We start from the raw sequence: 16,136 nt of genomic DNA on the forward strand, positions 1-16,136 counted from the left end.
AATGACATTCCAGACGATCAGCCCCGGACGCCATCATGAAGCAGCATCGCCTGACTTCGGAGAGAACCACGACCCCGGCGGACAACAAACCTAACGCCCTTGACACAACCGCGATCAGAGAACCGCTTACGATCTTCTGCCACGCGCGCCGCGCGCAGACCTTCAAGCAAAAGACAAACGTCCTCGATAGCGTGGTGTTCCGGGTCGATCATCGCAAACCGCGCGGCCTCGACACGGTCGAGGTCATCGACGTGGCGCAGGCTAAGCAAGTCTTCAAGCGCATCGAGCGCGCGGTTAAGGCGGCGAGAGACGGGCGACGCGAGGGTCAATTCATCGACCAGCGCCTTGACGCGTTGCTCCGCCTCCGGGGCCGCCGAGTAGTGACGCTGACGAGGTCAGCGCCGAGCAATTGGCAACGACGAACTGCGAAAGTGGTGAAGGTGAAAACAAGTCTTTGGGCATTCCAGATGGTCCTTCTCATCCGTGCCAGTCCCCAATGGACCGGCGTCAGCCGACCGCAGCGCTGCCCATCTGCGCCGCTTCGAAGTGGAGATTGGCCAATGTCCGGATACACGAAGGAAAATTTGAAAATTCGTGCGATATCGACGTTCGGTGCTTCATGGGCGCTCAAAAAGACGAGCTTGCTCAAGGCCTCAACACGTGTCGAAGGTATGGGTATGAACATGCGATGTTAAGCCTGCCATATGGGCAGTAATTTATGGTGGCAAGCGCGAAGGTGCTGATGCTCCTCGAATTTTCAATCCCTTCGCATCATGCCTTGCGCGAGGTCTCCGGCGGGGACTGCCGGTAGCTTGATGGAGGCCTCAAAACCGGAAGACGTGCCCGGACGCGGAGATGCCAGGTTGAGCGGACTACCGATCCGGTTCGCGATGGCGGCGACGATCGCGAGGCCCAGCCCGCTGCCTTCGGTGCTTGCACTTGCGCGCTCAAAACGGGCGGTGAGGCGGTCAAGGGTGTCGCGGGAGAGAACAGGACCATCATTCGCGACGACAAGCCGCCCCTCCGCCGTCAGCGCCATCTCAACCGGAGCATTTTCATCGCCGTGGCGAAGGGCGTTTTCCAGGAGATTCCGGCAGACGATGGCGAAGGCGTCGGGGTCAATGTCCGACATGACAGCCGTTTCCGGCAGTGTCAGCACGATGCGGCCCGACGTGCCCGCGCGTCCGATATCGTCCACCACTATTCGCACGACGGAGCGAAGATCCGCGCTTTGGTCCATCCGCAGGCGCCCGCCTTCGGCCCGCGCAAGTTGCATGAGCCGTTCGGAAAGCCGCGTTAGCCGCTTTAGGGACGCCTCGATATCGGCTGCCCGGGCGTCAGTGGCCGGGTCGCGCGTCTCCGAGCGGAGCCGCTGCGCCTGCGCAATGGCACCCGCGAGCGGCGTTCGAAGTTCGTGCGCGGCATTCGCAGCAAAGCTGCGCTCGGCCTCGAATGCATCGCGCAACCTGGCCAGCAGGCTATTCAGCGTGTTGGCCAGTGGTCCGATCTCCGTTGGCAGATCGTCGGCGGGAACCTCTGAAAGGTCGCGCGCGCCGCGCGACTCCAGCCGCACCCGGAACCGGCGCAGGGGGGCGAGGCTGAAACGGACAGCAAGGATGATCGCAGTCAAAGCGACCGGCAGGACGATCAGCAGTGGCAGACTAAGGCCCATCTGGATTTCACGGGCGGCCGACGCGCGATGTGCCAGCGGTTCGGCTACGGTGATGCGGATCGTCCCTTGAAGCGCTGCGTCACTGTAGAGCCGGTGGGTGGCAGTCTGCCGAATCCCCGGCCCGTCATAGGGCGGGAACCCGGCAGGATCGGCTGCGTGGGATTGCAGAAGGATCCGGCCTTCGGCATCGCGCACGAGGTAGGTGAAGAACTCGTCGTGCTTCCGGATCGGGGCGAGCCGCTGCGTTACCCCCTCATTTTCCCGTCCGACGATGTCGGTCACGGCCAGCGGCAGGATACGCTCAGCGGTCTCGCGCAGGGCGCTGTCGAACACCTCGTCCAGCTCGCCCCGCACAATCACGGCCGTGACGGTGGCTGCCAACAACCAGAGGAGCGTCAGCACCAGACCCAGCGACAGACCGAGCCGGGCCTGCAGGCTGCGCGGCAGCCTCATGGCTTGCCCAAGCGGTAGCCCATGCCGCGCTCGGTCTCGATGACCGCGCTCCCAAGCTTCTTGCGAAGGCGGCTGACATGGACCTCGATGGTGTTGCTCTCCACTTCCGAGTTGAAAGCGTAGAGCTTTTCCTCCAGCTGCGCCTTGGACAGGAGCTGACCTGGGCGGGACAGGAATGCCTCGAAGAGCGCCCATTCGCGCGCCGTCAGCTGCACTGGCTTGCCGCCCTTGTGGATACTGCGCGCGGCGAGGTCGATGTTCAGCGGCCCGTGGCTGACGATGGGGTTCGGGTTGCCGCTGTAGCGCCGCGCGACCGAGCCGATCCGGGCCGAGAGTTCCGCCAGGTCGAAGGGTTTGACGAGGTAATCGTCGGCGCCCGCGTTCAAGCCCTCAATCCGGTCCGAGATCTGGTCGAGTGCGGTCAGGATGATGACCGGCGTCACATCGCCCCGCGCGCGGAAGGATTTTAGAAACCCGATGCCGCGCCCGTCCGGCAGCATGAGATCGAGCAGGATCAGGTCGTAAGAGGTTGCGCTGAGCGCATCGCCCGCCGCGTCAAGACGCAAGACCCAGTCCACCGACTGGCCGTCGGCGGCGATCTGGTCTCGTACGGCGGCACCGAGCGTGGTGTCGTCCTCTATCAGCAGGATGCGCATGGTCGTTTCCCCTTCGGCCATTCTTCAGTCATCGGCCTGGCTTACGCAATGCTGACCGGTTCGGGGCAATCGCTTCAGGTTCGCGTCAGGTTTGCAGGTTGCCCCTCCAGATGCCCGAATTCGGAACATCACGGCTTATCCGTCGGGTGAATAACGTTTGTCACTGATTGAAATCAACGAACTGCGCGCCGCACAAGAATATACTCTTTTTGCCGGTTTGATTTGCGATCTCCGGAGAAACAAAAGGAACAAAAGATGAACAAACTTGTCTTGCCGGTTGCCTCGGCGCTTTTTCTCGGAGGGTTGCTCGTCAGTTGGGTCACCCACGGGACAGGCGTCGTGGTTAATGACCCGGAACGCAACATCAGCATCCCCGAAACGCTGACCGTGCCCTTGCAGGTGCAGGCGGCCTATAACGACGAAACGATGTTCTTCCGCTACCGCTGGCCGTCGGACCGGCCCGGTATCTTCCATGACGTTTTGGTCTATCAGGATGGCGAGTGGCAGCGCCGCGGCAACGCCGTGCCGGGATCGAACCCCGATGGCCTGCACGAAGATCGTGTTGCCATGATGCTCGATGACGGATCGGTGCCGGAATTCGGTCGGTATGGCGGATATGTCACGATCGGGGCCGGTCTTGCCGGCTTGACCGATGAAGCCCCCGAGGAAGTAACGAAATACCTGCCCGCCACACGCAACAGGCTGGGTGCGTGGGACGATATGGCACCCGAGGATGTGCAGGCGCGACTGCGCAAGGCCGGGTATTTCCTCGACCTTTGGCATTGGCGCGGGGGGCGGTCGAATGCAGTTGGCTTTGCTGATGACCAGAATGTTGGCGCGGGGCGCGGTGGCGATGACGGAACGTCGACCTATTCGACCAACTGGGACAAGGAGACGTCGCAGCCGAAGGTGATGTTCGATCCGCAGACGGCAGGCTATGCCGCGCTGCGTTGGGAGGACATCATGGCTGGTCTGGTCACGCAGGATCAGGCCTATGCGCTGACACCCGAGGTTTCGGTTCCGTTCGATCCGGATCGCGTCTGGCAGAATGGCGATGTGATCCCGCGCCGTACCCTGCGCCGGCCTGATGGATCGCGCGCCGACATTACCGCCCCCGGCAAGGGGCATTGGGCAGATGGGTATTGGGATGTCACGCTCGCGCGCGCGCTGGATACGGGCGCACCGCAGGATGACAAGATCCTGCATGATCTGGGGGTTTATGACGTTGCTTTCGCGATCCACCGCAACGCCACCGGCGGGCGCTGGCACTATGTCTCGCTGCCGCAGCGATTGGGCCTTGGCCGCGAGTCCGATATCACGGCTGCGCGTTTCACCGGCCGTCAGCCGCAATGGGGTGATGCGTGGAACGATATCACCTTATTCTATCCCGGACAGGTGACCTGGCCCTTGCTCAACTCGGAGGCCCATGCCGGGGCAGAGAAGATCGCTGAGGGCGTGCCGGTTCGGTTCCGCCACACCCCGGAGCAATTGACCAATTACGGCATCGAGGTCGAGTTCACCGATCAGATCCGGCGGCAATGGCTGCTGACCATCCTTGCCGGGGTCGTTCTTATCGCGGGGTTCGGCGTTGCCCTGAACCGCACGGTCTCTGCCACGAAAGGAGCCTGAAAATGGCCGCATATCATGTTGTTCTCGTTCACTTCCCAACGGCCTTGTGGCTGGCCTCGGCGCTGTTGATCTTTCTGCGGGCCATCAATGACGGTCCGGTGGGGCAGGCCGCGGATCGTGCCTTGCCGGTGTTTCTTGTGCTCGGCGTCGTGTTCGGCGCAGTGGCCTATGTGGTCGGGCTGACGGTCTGGGATTGGCAGGCGCTGTCGTCCAGCCCGATGGGCCGTAACCACATGCTGACGGCAAGCTGGTCGCTGGCCTATTTCACGCTGCTGGCGGTCACCCGCCTGCTGCAGGGCGATGCGCTATGGCATGGGTTCCCCAGGCTTGTGATGCTTGTCCTGTCTGGTGTGGGCGTCGTTCTGGTCGGGGTTACCGGCACGCTCGGAGGGCATCTGATCGGGGTCTATACCGAGGTCGGGCAAGTCCTGCGCCTGCTCGGGTGGGAAATCTATACCACCTATTATGTGCCCAACCTCACGGTCGGCGTGCTGATCGGGCTTGGTATCGTCATGGCGCTGCTTGGCGTGATGGCGGGTCGCAAGGCGTCGGCCTGATCCGGGCCGCGGGGCGGCCTTGCGAGGTGGCCCCGGTTCCGAACCGAGGCTGAAGGCAATCTGACGCGGAAAGCCATATGCCTTCAGCCTGCCGTCAGCTTCCCCGCGCATATCTTGCCCCAAGAGGGATGCCGTGAGGAGTGTGACCCATGAAGACAACATTGACAATTCTTGGCGTTCTCGCGGTCTTTCCGGCCGGGGCCGCGCTGGCGGACGACGACTGTTTCGTGCCGATGGCCGATTGGCAGCCGCGTGACGCCGTCGCCCGGCTGGCAGAGGAGAACGGCTGGACCATGCGCCGGATCAAGATCGACGACGGCTGCTACGAGATCGACGGCCGCGACGCCGAGGGGCGCCGGATCGAGGTGACGGTGCATCCCGCGACGCTGGAGGTCATCGAGTTCGAATACGAGAACGAGGACGATGACGACGATGATCGCCGCCGCCGCGATCGCGAGAGAGAGAAAGATGACTGATCTGGCGCAGGGCGCAAAGAATGTCAGCTTGGGGCCAGTTCGGGCGTCCAATTTCTTGACGACAGCTGTTGGCAACGGTCTGACTCTGTCTGGCCCCGTGCTGGTCGCCCTGCTGTGCGGTCTGGCGGGGCTGCTCGGCTTCACGACGTATGCCTCCTACGGTTTGGAGGCAGCCATCGGGGTTGCGGTCGGGGCCGCGGCGGTGATCGCCATGAGCCAGACACTGATCCTTGCCGCAAGACCGCGTCTGCTGGAACCGCTGTTCGGTGGGCTCGACCGCATGTACCGGGTCCACAAGTGGCTGGGTATCTCCGCGATGCTCCTGATGATCCTGCACCAGCAGATCGAGCCGGATTTCGAGCGGACGGTGCGCGAGACCGGGTTGGGGGAGCTGGCCGAGGAGGCAGGGGAGTTTGCCTTCAATGCGCTGCTCGTGCTGATCGCGATCAGCTGGTTCCGGCGACTGCCATTCATCCCACTGGAGATTCCCTATCAACTATGGCGGTTCAGCCATCGGTTCATGGGCGTCCTTTTCGCCATCATCGTGTTCCATCAGTTTTTCGTGGACCTGCCGACCGGGGTCGATCCGTCGCTGTCGGTGATGCTGAACACCTTCGGGCTCGGTGGAGTGATTGCCTGGGTCTACACCGAGTTCTTCGCACCGCGCCTGCGGCGCAGCGAGTACACGGTCAGCGACATCAGCCGACATGGCGACACCGCTGCGTTGACGCTCAGCCCTAAAGGGCGGGCGATGCGCTGGCGGCCCGGGCAGTTCGCCTTCTTTCGCGCGCCGGAAGCGGGCCTTTCCGAACCGCACCCGTTCACGATCGCCAGCGCCCCACGCTCTGACGGCGCGCTGACCCTGTCAATCAAGGGGCTGGGAGGCTGGACCCGGCGCTTGCCTGACGCCCTTCGGACCGGAATGAGCGTGCAGGTCGAGGGGCCCTATGGCCGGTTCGACTTCCGCAAGGGTGGCGCGCGCCAGATCTGGCTGGCGGGGGGCATTGGCATCACGCCGTTCCTTGCATGGGCGGAAAGCCTGACCGAGGCGGAGCAGCGAAACATTCACCTCGTTCATTGTGTCCGCACTCCCGAAGAGGCGCTCGGGGTGGAGATCCTTCAAGCAGCGGCGGCGCGAAACCCGCGGTTCAGCTTTCAGGTGGTCGCAACAGCGCGTGATGAGCGCCTGACGGCCGAGCGTCTGACCGGTATGGTGCCCTTCGCGGTCCGGGATGCCGATCTGTGGTTCTGTGGCCCTGAGGGCCTGAAAGACGGGATCCTGAAGGGTCTGAAGGCGCTGGACCAGACGCCGCGACGCGTCCGCTTCGAGTATTTCGAGTTCGCCTGACGCGCTGAAGATCGGTTCTGCACGCGCACCATGTGGTGGCCGTGCCCAGTTTTCCGCCCTGCCAGATCGGCGGGGCGTTTTTCTTCCTGACGACAAGCTGAAGCAGGAATCGCGAAGACGTCAGGAAAGCCTCAGGTCGGGTCTGCATATCAGTCTCATCAAACGAAAAGGAGACCCTCCGATGCGAAAGACCCTTACCATTCTTGTCGCCTCCACCGCGTTGACCGCCGTGATCGGCACCACCGCCTGGAGTGCGATGCACGCCCCCGCCGACGGGAGCCCTCGGCTATTCGCGGCGATCTGGCAGGATGCGACGCAGTCATTGCCTCTCATCCTCGCCAGTGGTGACGATGACGACGACGATGATGATGAATACCGCGGTTCACGGCGTGATCACGACGACGATGACGACGATGACGATGATGACTGCGACGACGAAGACGATGATGACGACTGCCGCGGCGGCGCTCGTAATCCAGCGCCCGCCGGCACTATCCCCCCACCGCAGAACGGGCTTTTCGGAAATGGCGCCCCACCGCAGGTCAAGGTGAACTGAGCCACTTCGACGCACCGCATAAACAAGGACAAACCCGATGAAATCGCTTCTTGCAACACTCGCGCTGACCACGGCGCTGACCCTTCCCGGCCTCGCCGTGGCGCGCCCGGTGACGCTGACCACGAATCTCAACAGCTACGGTGGCGATGGAGCCTATCTCGCACTCTACGTCACCGATGCCTCCGGCGCCTACATGGGCAGCCTCTGGATGGCTGGGACAAAGTCGAAATACTACGAGCACCTGACTGACTGGTACCGCGCAACCGGCGGCGACACGGGCGAGGTCAATGGCATCACCGGGGCCAGCGTGGGAGCGGGGAGGACTCTTGAGATCACGCTCGATCTCGCCGATGCGCTGTTCGACGCGGGCTACACCCTGCACATCGACGCCGCCGTCGAGGACATGCGCGACAGCCCCAACGAGGTCGCGGTGCCGCTGACGACGACCGGCGCGGGCACGCCGGTGGCCGGGCGTCGCTATATCGCCAGCTTCGCCTACGACATGTGAGGGAACAGGTCATGATCCGCGCATTCCACCGCTGGCCGGGTCTTCTGGCCCTCGCGCTTCTGACCGTCCTGACGCTCAGCGGCGCGGCACTGTCCGTCTTCCCGGCGGCCGAGCGCCTGACTGCGCCGCAAGCAGCGACGAGCCTGACTGTCGGAAAGCTGGCGACGCGCATTCAGGCGGTTTATCCGGGCGTCGAGCAGATCCGCCGGGCGCCCTCGGGGCGGATTATCGCCTATTGGTTCGATCAGGGCAAGCCCGGCGCCGCCGTGATCGATCCTGCGACCGGACAGGGCGTGGCCCCCGCCGACCCGAACCAGACGCAACGCTGGCTGACGAACCTGCACCGGTCGCTGTTTCTCGGCGACGGGGGGCGAATTGCCTCTGCTGTCGGTGCTGTGGCGATGCTGATCCTTTCGCTCAGCGGCATGATGCTGGTTGCGCGGCGCGTGGGCGGTTGGCGGCACTGGTTCGCACGCTTGCGCGGGCCGCTTGCCGGACGGCTGCACGTAGAAATCGCGCGGATCGCAGTCACGGGGCTTGTCCTGTCCTCCACCACCGCATTGTGGATGACGGCCTCCACCTTCGATCTGCTGCCCGATGGCGGCGCCCCGCCGGCCTTCCCGACCGAGGTGAGCGGCGAGACCGGCGTGGCGCTTGGCAATCTTGCGATGCTCGGCGACACGCCGGTGACAGAGCTGCGCGAGCTGAGCTTCCCCTATCCCGGCGACGCCACGGACGTCTTCACCCTGAAGACCGACCGCGGCACCGGCTATCTCGATCACGGCACCGGCGCGCTTCTGAGCTGGGCCGACCTGACCAGGTGGGAGCGCGTTTCGGAAACCATCTACATGCTGCATACCGGACAGGGCGCCGCGCCGCTTGGGCTCGTGCTCGGCATCATGGCGCTCGGCATGCCCGCGATGGGCGTCACCGGCGTGCTGATCTGGCTGGCCGGGTGGCGTGGACGCCCCCGCATCCGCAGCAACCGGCCCGCATCCCGCGCCGACACCATTCTGCTTGTGGGCAGCGAGGGTGGCAGCACCTGGGGCTTTGCAGCAACGCTTCATGCCGCGTTGACCGAGGCGGGGCACAGCGTGCACGCAGCCCCCATGTCGACTTTCGCGCCGCAGCGCTACGCACATGCAGGCCGGATCGTCGTGCTGGCCGCAACTTACGGCGACGGCGATGCCCCAGCCTCGGCTAAGGGATTTCTGGAGCGATTGGAGGCACTGGACACTGCGCCAGACATACCGCTGGCCGTTCTGGGGTTCGGCGACCGCAGTTTCCCGGCCTATTGCGCTTTTGCCCGGAACGTCTCGGACGCGGCCAAGGCGAAGAACTGGCCCGAACTCATGGCCCTTGAAACGGTCGACCGCCAGTCGCCCCAGGATTTCGCGCGCTGGGGGCGGTCGCTCGGGCAGGCCCTGGGCATCGACCTGGAACTGGCCCACACGCCGGTTCTGCCCGCGACCGAGACGCTGACACTGGTCTCGCGCCGCGACTACGGCGCGGACGTGCAGGCGCCAAGCGCGATCCTGCGCTTCGCCCTGCCGCGCACGACATTGTGGCAGCGGCTGACCGGGGCGGGCTTCGCGCGCTTCAACGCCGGCGACCTGATCGGCATTGTCCCCGACGGATCGCCCGTGCCGCGGCTCTATTCGCTGGCCTCCGCGTGCCGCGACGGGTTCGTCGAGATCGTGGTTAAGAAACATCCCGGTGGCCTGAGTTCCGGCCAGCTTACGGCGCAGGTACCGGGCGGCACGGTCCGCGCATTTCTGCGCCGCAACCCCGGCTTCCAGCCCGGGCGGGGGCGAACGCCGCTGATCCTGATCGGTGCGGGCACCGGCATCGGGCCGCTGGCGGGGTTCATCCGCGGCAATGCGCGGCGGCGGCCGATCCACCTGTTCTTCGGGATGCGCCACCCCGATAGCGATTTCTTCTATGATGAGGAGATGCCCGGCTGGCAGGGTGCGGGTCGCCTTGCCCGGCTCGTCACGGCGGCCTCGCGCGAGCGGCAGCCCCGCTACGTGCAGGACGTGCTGCGCAACGATGCGCCAGAGGTCGCCCGGCTCATCCGTGACGGCGCGCGCGTGATGGTCTGCGGCGGGCGCGACATGGCGGCAGGCGTGGCCGACGCGATGGCAGAGATCCTTGCGCCCGCCGGGCTGACGCCCGCAACGCTGAAAGCGGAGGGACGTTATGTCGAAGATGTCTACTAACGTGGTGAGCCATGCCCTGAATGGTCCGACCATGGGCACGTGCTGGTCGGCGCTGTTCTTCGCGGGGCCGGGCTTTGATCCGGCGCCCGTCCGAGCCGCGCTGCAGACGGCCGTCGACGAGGTCGACGCGCAGATGTCCACCTGGAAACCCGACAGCGACCTCATGCGCCTCAACATGGCGCCCGTGGGCGCATGGGTGCCGGTGCCGGATCGGCTGGGGGAGGTTCTCGCGCGCGGACTCGAGATCGGGCGCGCCTCGGATGGGGGCTTTGACCTCGGCATGGGCGATGCGGTGACGGCCTGGGGTTTCGGGCCAGAGGCCGCCGCGCCCGAGCGTATCCGCGCCGCCATTTCCGCGGACCGCGTGCCCGCGCACGCGGCGCTCGAGATCGGCGACCATCATGTCCGCAAATCCGCGCCCATCGCGCTTGATCTGAACGGTATCGCCAAGGGCTACGGGGTCGATCGGCTGACCGAGACCCTTCGAACCCACGCGATCACGGATGCCCTCGTGGGGATCGACGGCGAGATGCGCGCGCTCGGCCTGCGGCCCGACGGGCAGGCCTGGACCATCGCGGTAGAAGCCCCGGACCCCGAGCGCCGCGCACCCCATTCCATCCTCGCGTTGCAGGACGCCGCCGTGGCGACCTCGGGCGATTACCGCCACTGGGTCGAGGTGCAGGGCCGCCGCCTGTCGCACACCATGGACCCGGACCGTGGCGGGCCGCTGGCACATTCACCCGCCTCGGTCACGGTCGTGGCCGAAACCTGCATGGCCGCGGATGCATGGGCGACGGCGCTGATGGTCCGAGGACGCTTGGTAGGCGCGACATTGGCGCGTACACTTGGTCTGAACGCCCTCTTCATCGACCGCGACGGTGATCATCTTCGCGAAACGCGCGTGGGACGGCTGTTCGAGAGACGTCCGGACCACGGGCGCGTGATGTGACACCGGGGATATGCACAAGATAACGGCTCTGTTTGAGGATCGCCTGAACGTCGCCCTGCTGGGCATGGCGCTTCTTGGTCTGGTGTCCGGCGGTGTCCTTTGGCTTTCAGGGCAGCCGGACCTTGCCGAAATTGCCTGGGCGGCAGGCGTCATCCCTGTGCTCGCAGCGCTCTGCATCGAGATCGTCCGAAGTCTGTGGAAAGGCGAGGTCGGGCTCGACATCGTGGCGGCGCTGTCGATGTCGGCTGCTCTGTTCTTCGGGGAAACGCTGGCGGCGGTGGTGGTCGCGCTGATGTATTCGGGTGGCACCTTCCTCGAGAGCTTCGCGCAAGGTCGCGCGCGGCGCGAGATGAGCGATCTTCTGTCCCGAGTGCCCCGGACGGCCACGCGCCACCGGGACGGCGCGCTCGATGAGGTGCCTCTGGAGGATATCGAACCGGACGACCTGCTGCTGATCCGGCAGGGCGACGTGGCGCCGGTGGATGGAACCGTCAAAAGCGAGCGCGCCATGCTCGACCAATCGGCGCTGACGGGCGAGTCGATGCCCGCCCGATTGTCCTGCGGGCAGGACGTGATGAGCGGCTCGACCAACGCGGGCGAAGCCTTCGATCTTCGAGTAACGCGGCGGGCCTCCGACAGCACCTATGCCGGGATCGTCCGGCTGGTCGAAGAGGCGCAGTAATCCAAGGCGCCGATGGCCCGGATGGCCGACCGCTATTCGCTGGTATTTCTCACCGTGACGGTCGTGCTGGCGACCTCCGCGTGGTGGTTCACGGGCGATCCGATCCGCGCGGTCGCGGTGCTGGTGGTCGCGACCCCCTGCCCGCTGATCCTCGCCGTGCCGGTGGCGCTGGTGGCCGGGCTGTCGCGGGCGGCGCATTTCTGGGTGCTGATCAAGGGCGCGAAACCGCTCGAGGCGCTGGCCCGGATTACCACGCTGATCCTCGACAAGACCGGCACGCTGACGGACGGCCGCCCGCAGATCGTGTCGATCGACACGCAGGGTGACCTCTCCGAAGACGTGGTCGAGACGCCGGGCGAAGGCGTTGCGGGAACCGTCGACGGACGACGCGTCGTCGTGGGAGGTGCAGGATTCGTCGCCGCTCAGGCCGGCGTTGCCGACCCGGAAATCGCGGTCGTCGAGGCGGGATCGGTGGTCGTGTCGCTTGCCGTGGACGAACAGCTGATGGGCCATCTCGTGATGGCCGATGCGCTGCGCGGCGGCACGGCCGACCTGCTGGCCGGACTGCGCAGGTTGGGCCTTGCCCGCATCCTGCTGGCGACAGGAGATCGTCGCGCGGTTGCCGAAGCCGTGAACGAGGGGTTGGGGCTCGACGCCGTCCGGGCCGAGCTGACCCCCGACCAGAAGGTGCTGCTGGTCCTGACCGAGCGCAAGAACGGCCCGGTCATGATGGTGGGCGACGGTGTCAACGACGCGCCCGCGCTGGCTGCCGCCGACATCGGTGTCGCGATGGGCGCGCGTGGGGCGGCGGCTTCGGCCGAAGCGGCGGATGTCGTGCTGCAGGTCGATCACCTTGATCGCCTTCTTCCGGGGATCGAGACCGCGCAACGGTCCCGCCGCATCGCCCTCCGGATTGCGCCGCACGAAGCAGCAACACAGAAACCGCAGGCTGTCTCCAACGGGCAGGCCGACATCCCCGAAGGAGCAACGCCGTGACCCGCCTTTCGCATTCAGAAATCCACATGGTTCATCGCATCGGCTGGCTGCGCGCCGCTGTTCTTGGCGCCAATGACGGCCTCGTGTCGACCGCAAGCCTCGTCGTCGGCGTGGCCGTGGCCGGGTCCGGAAAGCCAGAAGTGCTGATCGCTGGTCTCGCAGGGCTCGTGGCCGGTGCGATGTCGATGGCTGCAGGCGAGTACGTCTCGGTCAGTTCCCAGACCGACGCCGAGCAAGCCGACCTTGCGCGCGAGACGCGCGAACTCAAGGAAATGCCCGAGGCCGAGCTTGAGGAACTAACGCTGATCTATGTCGATCGCGGTCTTGACCGCGACCTGGCCGAGAAGGTCGCGGTTCAGCTGACCGAGCGCGACGGTCTCGGATTGCATGCGCGCGATGAACTCGGCATCTCCGAGACCGTGACGGCCCGCCCGATCCAGGCGGCGCTGATTTCCGCGCTTATCTTCGCCGTCGGCGCGGTGGTTCCGCTGATCGTGGTGCTGCTCTTGCCAGAGGCGCAGATCGCTGCTCTGGTGGCGGTGTCGACGATCGTTGGTCTCGCTGCTCTTGGCGGCCTGGGGGCATCCGCTGACGGCGCAGGACTCGTTCATGGGGCCGCCAGGGTCATGCTCTGGGGCGCCCTCGCGATGGCCGCGACATCGGCAGTCGGCACAATCCTTGGTGTGACTGTCGGGTAGGGAATGATGGCAGCAGAGGGTGGAGAAGTTGGATATCAGGGCCACCCCTCTCCCCGGGTTCGGCCACTCCTTTCGGCAATCGCGTCGGTCTTGAATTTAACCTACGAAGCGATTTAGATGCGCCGCCAAGGGGTTATGGCGTCCAGTGTGCGTTATTGTTTGCAAGCGCCTCCTAAAGTCTGCAAACGGGTTGAAGCAGTCCTTCACGGCCGTTGCTGGAACGGCAGGCTTTTCCGCAAACTGTGAGTTCGAGGGCACCGATATCATGCATCTGCAGTGAAAGTCTGGACTGGTGAAGCTGAAGCGCAGCAATTGACGACATCGGCCATGGCCGGTAATTGGGCCGTTCGTGCCTGATTTGACCCGCCGACTCGAGCGGGGGGATTCCGGACATTAGCTGCGGCGAGCCTGAACGTCTGGTTCAATTCCCTACGATGCAATGACTCGTTCGTATCGAACTTCGGCAGAGTCTGGTGCGAGGAAACACGGAAATGGACAAGCGCCCGTGTTTCACTATGACAGGGATGCTGTCAAAATTTCGAGAATTGATTTGGGTCATCGTCCTATAGATGCCCGCGCGTTAGCGTGGACCAAGACATCTGACTGAGTGGCCAAAATGAAAATCCTCTTCGCGACTCTGATCGTCCTTGCGATCGTCCTTTTAGGGCTGGCCGTCATTGTTTTCTTGGACCGGCGCGCGGATCGCTCGGAGTGGGACCGGCTCGCGACGCTCCAGCCGGTCGACCCGCGGGTCTTCGACGAAGAGATGGTGGCGGACCTTCCCGATCCTGCGCGCCGCTATTTCACCTATGTCATCCAGCCGGACACACCTCTCCTTCCGGTCGTCGAGATCGAGATGACGGGGCAATTCAGCCTCGGGGCCAAGGACAACCCGCGCTACCAGCCGATGGAAGCGCGCCAGATGCTCGCGGCTCCAGAAGGATTCGTCTGGGCTATGAAGACGACCGGTGGCATGCCCGTCGCGGGGTCGGATTCGGGTCTCTGGACGCGGTTCCGGATCTTCGGCTCGATCCCGGTCGCCCGCTCCGGCGGCGATCCGGATCATGCCCGCTCTGCCTTTGGGCGCTATGTGGCAGAGGCGGTGATCTGGTCGCCGGCGGCCATGTTGCCAGGTCCGGGTGTATCTTGGGCAGAGGTGGGCGATGACACCGCACGTGTCACGGTACGCCGCGGAGACCTGAGCCAGGTGGTGGACGTGACTGTCGACGCACAAGGCCGACCGGAAGTCGTGTCTTTCGAACGATGGACCAACGCGAACCCCGACAAGGCCTACCGCTTGCAACCATTCGGCGCAATCGTGTCGGACTTCCGCGAGGTCGGGGGATATCGCCTGCCGTTCCACGTTGAGGCGGGCAATATGTTCGGGACGGACGACTACTTCCCGTTCTTCATCGCCGATATCACTGAGATCCGATTCCCGGACGGACAGCCATGACAGCTATGGTCCTCGGCATTCAAGTTTTGCTTCCTCTGGCACTGCTCGCATGGCTGTTGTTTCTGCCGGCGGGAAGCCTCGTGGGGTTCGCGCTTCAGTCGGCTGGAACGGGTGCAATGCTGTTTGCGCTGGCGCGCGTGGCTCAATGGGCGCTGCCTGTCTGGTGGCTGCCATGGATCTATGGGTCGCTGTGGCTGGGTCTGGTTGTTTTCCGGGCTGCAGGAACGCGTCTCGATGACCGGCCTGTGCTGCCTGAAGGGACTTGGGGATGGACGGGGTTCGCGCTGGCGGTCCTGTTATGCGCCGTCGGGGGCTGGTACGGGGTACGGGCGCTGATGGGGCGCAACTTGCCGGCGGTAGAGGTCGTGGATATCGCCAACCCCTTTGGCCCTGGCCGCTATCTCGTCGGAAACGGCGGGTCCAACGCTGTTGTGAACGTCCACCTGAAGACGCTGGATGCCAGCGTCGCGCGGTTCCGCCCCTGGCGCGGGCAATCCTATGCGCTCGATTTCTTCGGGCTCGGGCCGTGGGGGCTGCGCGCCGAAGGATGGTGGCCGGCCGAACCTGCCGCCTACGCGATCTTCGGCGCGGAGCTGCGCGCGCCCTGTGCGGGGACAGTTGTCGCCGCTGAGGACAACATGCCGGACTTCGAAGTGCCGGAACAGGACCCGGTCAATCGCCTTGGCAACCATGTCATCCTGCGTTGCGGCGAGATCGAGATCGTCTTTGCCCATATGCGCCATGGAAGCGTGAGCGTCGCATCCGGGGACATCGTCGTCGAGGGAGATCGATTGGGCGAGGTCGGCAATTCCGGAGCGAGCACAGAGCCGCATCTGCATATCCACGCGCAGCGTCCCGCCGTCGAAGAGGCGCCGCCGATCTCGGGCGAGCCGCTGGCATTGCAGATCGAGGGTCGCTTTCTCGTCCGTGGCGACCGGCTCGGTGGGAGGTAAGGCAGCGTGCAGCGTTCACCCCGATAAGCTCGCCTCCTGGACACGTGAGACCCGTACGTTGAACGCTTCCACTGTTTGGCGCGTGGCGTGCTGTCCATGCGGGCTCTTCTGTCGCAGCAGGCACAGCTACGCGAGCTGCGACCGCAGAATGCCAGCTGGGTGCTGAGAGTCCGATTTGGGCCGATCGCGACCAAGAACCTGTTGAGTTGCAAAGAATGGCATTCGCATGCTCACAAGGCGGTTTCGAAAGTTTTGTCATTCCGAAAGGTTAGGTCATTGGGTTCGCGCCCTCAGGCGTGCGACTGCCAACAATAGAGATCAAGAACAT

At 64.7% G+C, this 16,136-nt stretch carries 14 protein-coding genes and 1 pseudogene; 13 read left to right on the forward strand and 2 right to left on the reverse strand.

What is annotated here, in order from left to right:
* Positions 1–35: 35 nt before the first annotated feature.
* Positions 36–695 carry a hypothetical protein gene (locus tag Q0X85_RS18590; RefSeq protein WP_297774519.1) on the forward strand — a complete coding sequence of 220 codons (660 nt, stop codon included), beginning with the start codon at positions 36–38 and terminating at the stop codon, positions 693–695.
* 62 nt (positions 696–757) lie between these two features.
* Here the strand turns inward: Q0X85_RS18590 and Q0X85_RS18595 are convergent, their stop codons facing one another.
* Positions 758–2,125, reverse strand: a complete 1,368-nt coding sequence (locus Q0X85_RS18595) for an ATP-binding protein (protein WP_297774521.1) — start codon at positions 2,123–2,125, stop codon at positions 758–760.
* Positions 2,122–2,781, reverse strand: coding sequence for a response regulator transcription factor (locus Q0X85_RS18600; protein WP_297774522.1), 660 nt, complete (start codon positions 2,779–2,781; stop codon positions 2,122–2,124). Before Q0X85_RS18600 ends, Q0X85_RS18595 begins: the two co-directional genes overlap by 4 nt.
* A gap of 255 nt (positions 2,782–3,036) precedes the next feature.
* Here Q0X85_RS18600 and Q0X85_RS18605 point away from each other — a divergent pair, with 255 nt between their 5' ends.
* The 12 genes and pseudogenes from Q0X85_RS18605 (at position 3,037) to Q0X85_RS18660 (ending at position 15,808) form a co-directional block, all read left to right on the forward strand.
* The gene (locus tag Q0X85_RS18605; RefSeq protein ID WP_297774524.1) at positions 3,037–4,410 is read left to right on the forward strand and encodes an ethylbenzene dehydrogenase-related protein; all 1,374 of its coding nucleotides are present in this window, start codon (positions 3,037–3,039) and stop codon (positions 4,408–4,410) included.
* Between the two features lie 2 nt (positions 4,411–4,412).
* Positions 4,413–4,967, forward strand: coding sequence for a hypothetical protein (locus tag Q0X85_RS18610; protein WP_297774526.1), 555 nt, complete (start codon positions 4,413–4,415; stop codon positions 4,965–4,967).
* 149 nt (positions 4,968–5,116) lie between these two features.
* Entirely contained in the window at positions 5,117–5,443 is a 327-nt protein-coding gene (locus Q0X85_RS18615) for a PepSY domain-containing protein (RefSeq protein WP_297774528.1), read from the forward strand.
* 55 nt (positions 5,444–5,498) lie between these two features.
* On the forward strand, positions 5,499–6,791 hold the full coding sequence (locus Q0X85_RS18620; protein ID WP_297774529.1) for a ferric reductase-like transmembrane domain-containing protein: 1,293 nt from the start codon (positions 5,499–5,501) through the stop codon (positions 6,789–6,791).
* A 181-nt stretch (positions 6,792–6,972) separates the two neighbouring features.
* Entirely contained in the window at positions 6,973–7,347 is a 375-nt protein-coding gene (locus tag Q0X85_RS18625; protein WP_297774532.1) for a hypothetical protein, read from the forward strand.
* Positions 7,348–7,384: 37 nt separating this feature from the next.
* Entirely contained in the window at positions 7,385–7,855 is a 471-nt protein-coding gene (locus Q0X85_RS18630; protein WP_297774534.1) for a DUF2271 domain-containing protein, read from the forward strand.
* Positions 7,856–7,866: 11 nt separating this feature from the next.
* On the forward strand, positions 7,867–10,074 hold the full coding sequence (locus Q0X85_RS18635) for a PepSY domain-containing protein (protein WP_297774536.1): 2,208 nt from the start codon (positions 7,867–7,869) through the stop codon (positions 10,072–10,074).
* A complete protein-coding gene (locus tag Q0X85_RS18640; RefSeq protein WP_297774538.1) occupies positions 10,055–11,023 on the forward strand; it encodes an FAD:protein FMN transferase in 969 nt (322 codons plus the stop codon). The genes Q0X85_RS18635 and Q0X85_RS18640 overlap by 20 nt, the downstream gene beginning before the upstream one ends.
* A gap of 10 nt (positions 11,024–11,033) precedes the next feature.
* Positions 11,034–12,701, forward strand: a pseudogene (gene cadA, locus Q0X85_RS18645) (cadmium family heavy metal-translocating P-type ATPase).
* Positions 12,698–13,399: a VIT family protein gene (locus Q0X85_RS18650; protein ID WP_297774540.1), complete on the forward strand. Its 702-nt coding sequence runs from the start codon at positions 12,698–12,700 to the stop codon at positions 13,397–13,399. The pseudogene cadA and the gene Q0X85_RS18650 overlap by 4 nt, the downstream one beginning before the upstream one ends.
* Before the next feature lie 616 nt (positions 13,400–14,015).
* Positions 14,016–14,855 (forward strand): DUF6544 family protein, encoded by an 840-nt coding sequence (locus Q0X85_RS18655; protein ID WP_297774542.1) that lies wholly within the window; start codon positions 14,016–14,018, stop codon positions 14,853–14,855.
* A complete protein-coding gene (locus tag Q0X85_RS18660; RefSeq protein WP_297774543.1) occupies positions 14,852–15,808 on the forward strand; it encodes a M23 family metallopeptidase in 957 nt (318 codons plus the stop codon). The genes Q0X85_RS18655 and Q0X85_RS18660 overlap by 4 nt, the downstream gene beginning before the upstream one ends.
* Positions 15,809–16,136 lie beyond the last annotated feature (328 nt).

This window comes from uncultured Roseovarius sp. (assembly GCF_947259555.1).
Taxonomy (GTDB): Bacteria; Pseudomonadota; Alphaproteobacteria; order Rhodobacterales; family Rhodobacteraceae; genus Roseovarius.

What these genes read in the sequence shown, in the direction of transcription:
- Q0X85_RS18590 (WP_297774519.1), top strand. Translation starts at nt 36, where the DNA reads ATGAAGCAGCATCGCCTGACTTCGGAGAGAACCACGACCCCGGCGGAC.
- Q0X85_RS18595 (WP_297774521.1), bottom strand. Translation starts at nt 2,125, where the DNA reads ATGAGGCTGCCGCGCAGCCTGCAGGCCCGGCTCGGTCTGTCGCTGGGT.
- Q0X85_RS18600 (WP_297774522.1), bottom strand. Translation starts at nt 2,781, where the DNA reads ATGCGCATCCTGCTGATAGAGGACGACACCACGCTCGGTGCCGCCGTA.
- Q0X85_RS18605 (WP_297774524.1), top strand. Translation starts at nt 3,037, where the DNA reads ATGAACAAACTTGTCTTGCCGGTTGCCTCGGCGCTTTTTCTCGGAGGG.
- Q0X85_RS18610 (WP_297774526.1), top strand. Translation starts at nt 4,413, where the DNA reads ATGGCCGCATATCATGTTGTTCTCGTTCACTTCCCAACGGCCTTGTGG.
- Q0X85_RS18615 (WP_297774528.1), top strand. Translation starts at nt 5,117, where the DNA reads ATGAAGACAACATTGACAATTCTTGGCGTTCTCGCGGTCTTTCCGGCC.
- Q0X85_RS18625 (WP_297774532.1), top strand. Translation starts at nt 6,973, where the DNA reads ATGCGAAAGACCCTTACCATTCTTGTCGCCTCCACCGCGTTGACCGCC.
- Q0X85_RS18630 (WP_297774534.1), top strand. Translation starts at nt 7,385, where the DNA reads ATGAAATCGCTTCTTGCAACACTCGCGCTGACCACGGCGCTGACCCTT.
- Q0X85_RS18635 (WP_297774536.1), top strand. Translation starts at nt 7,867, where the DNA reads ATGATCCGCGCATTCCACCGCTGGCCGGGTCTTCTGGCCCTCGCGCTT.
- Q0X85_RS18640 (WP_297774538.1), top strand. Translation starts at nt 10,055, where the DNA reads ATGTCGAAGATGTCTACTAACGTGGTGAGCCATGCCCTGAATGGTCCG.
- Q0X85_RS18655 (WP_297774542.1), top strand. Translation starts at nt 14,016, where the DNA reads ATGAAAATCCTCTTCGCGACTCTGATCGTCCTTGCGATCGTCCTTTTA.
- Q0X85_RS18660 (WP_297774543.1), top strand. Translation starts at nt 14,852, where the DNA reads ATGACAGCTATGGTCCTCGGCATTCAAGTTTTGCTTCCTCTGGCACTG.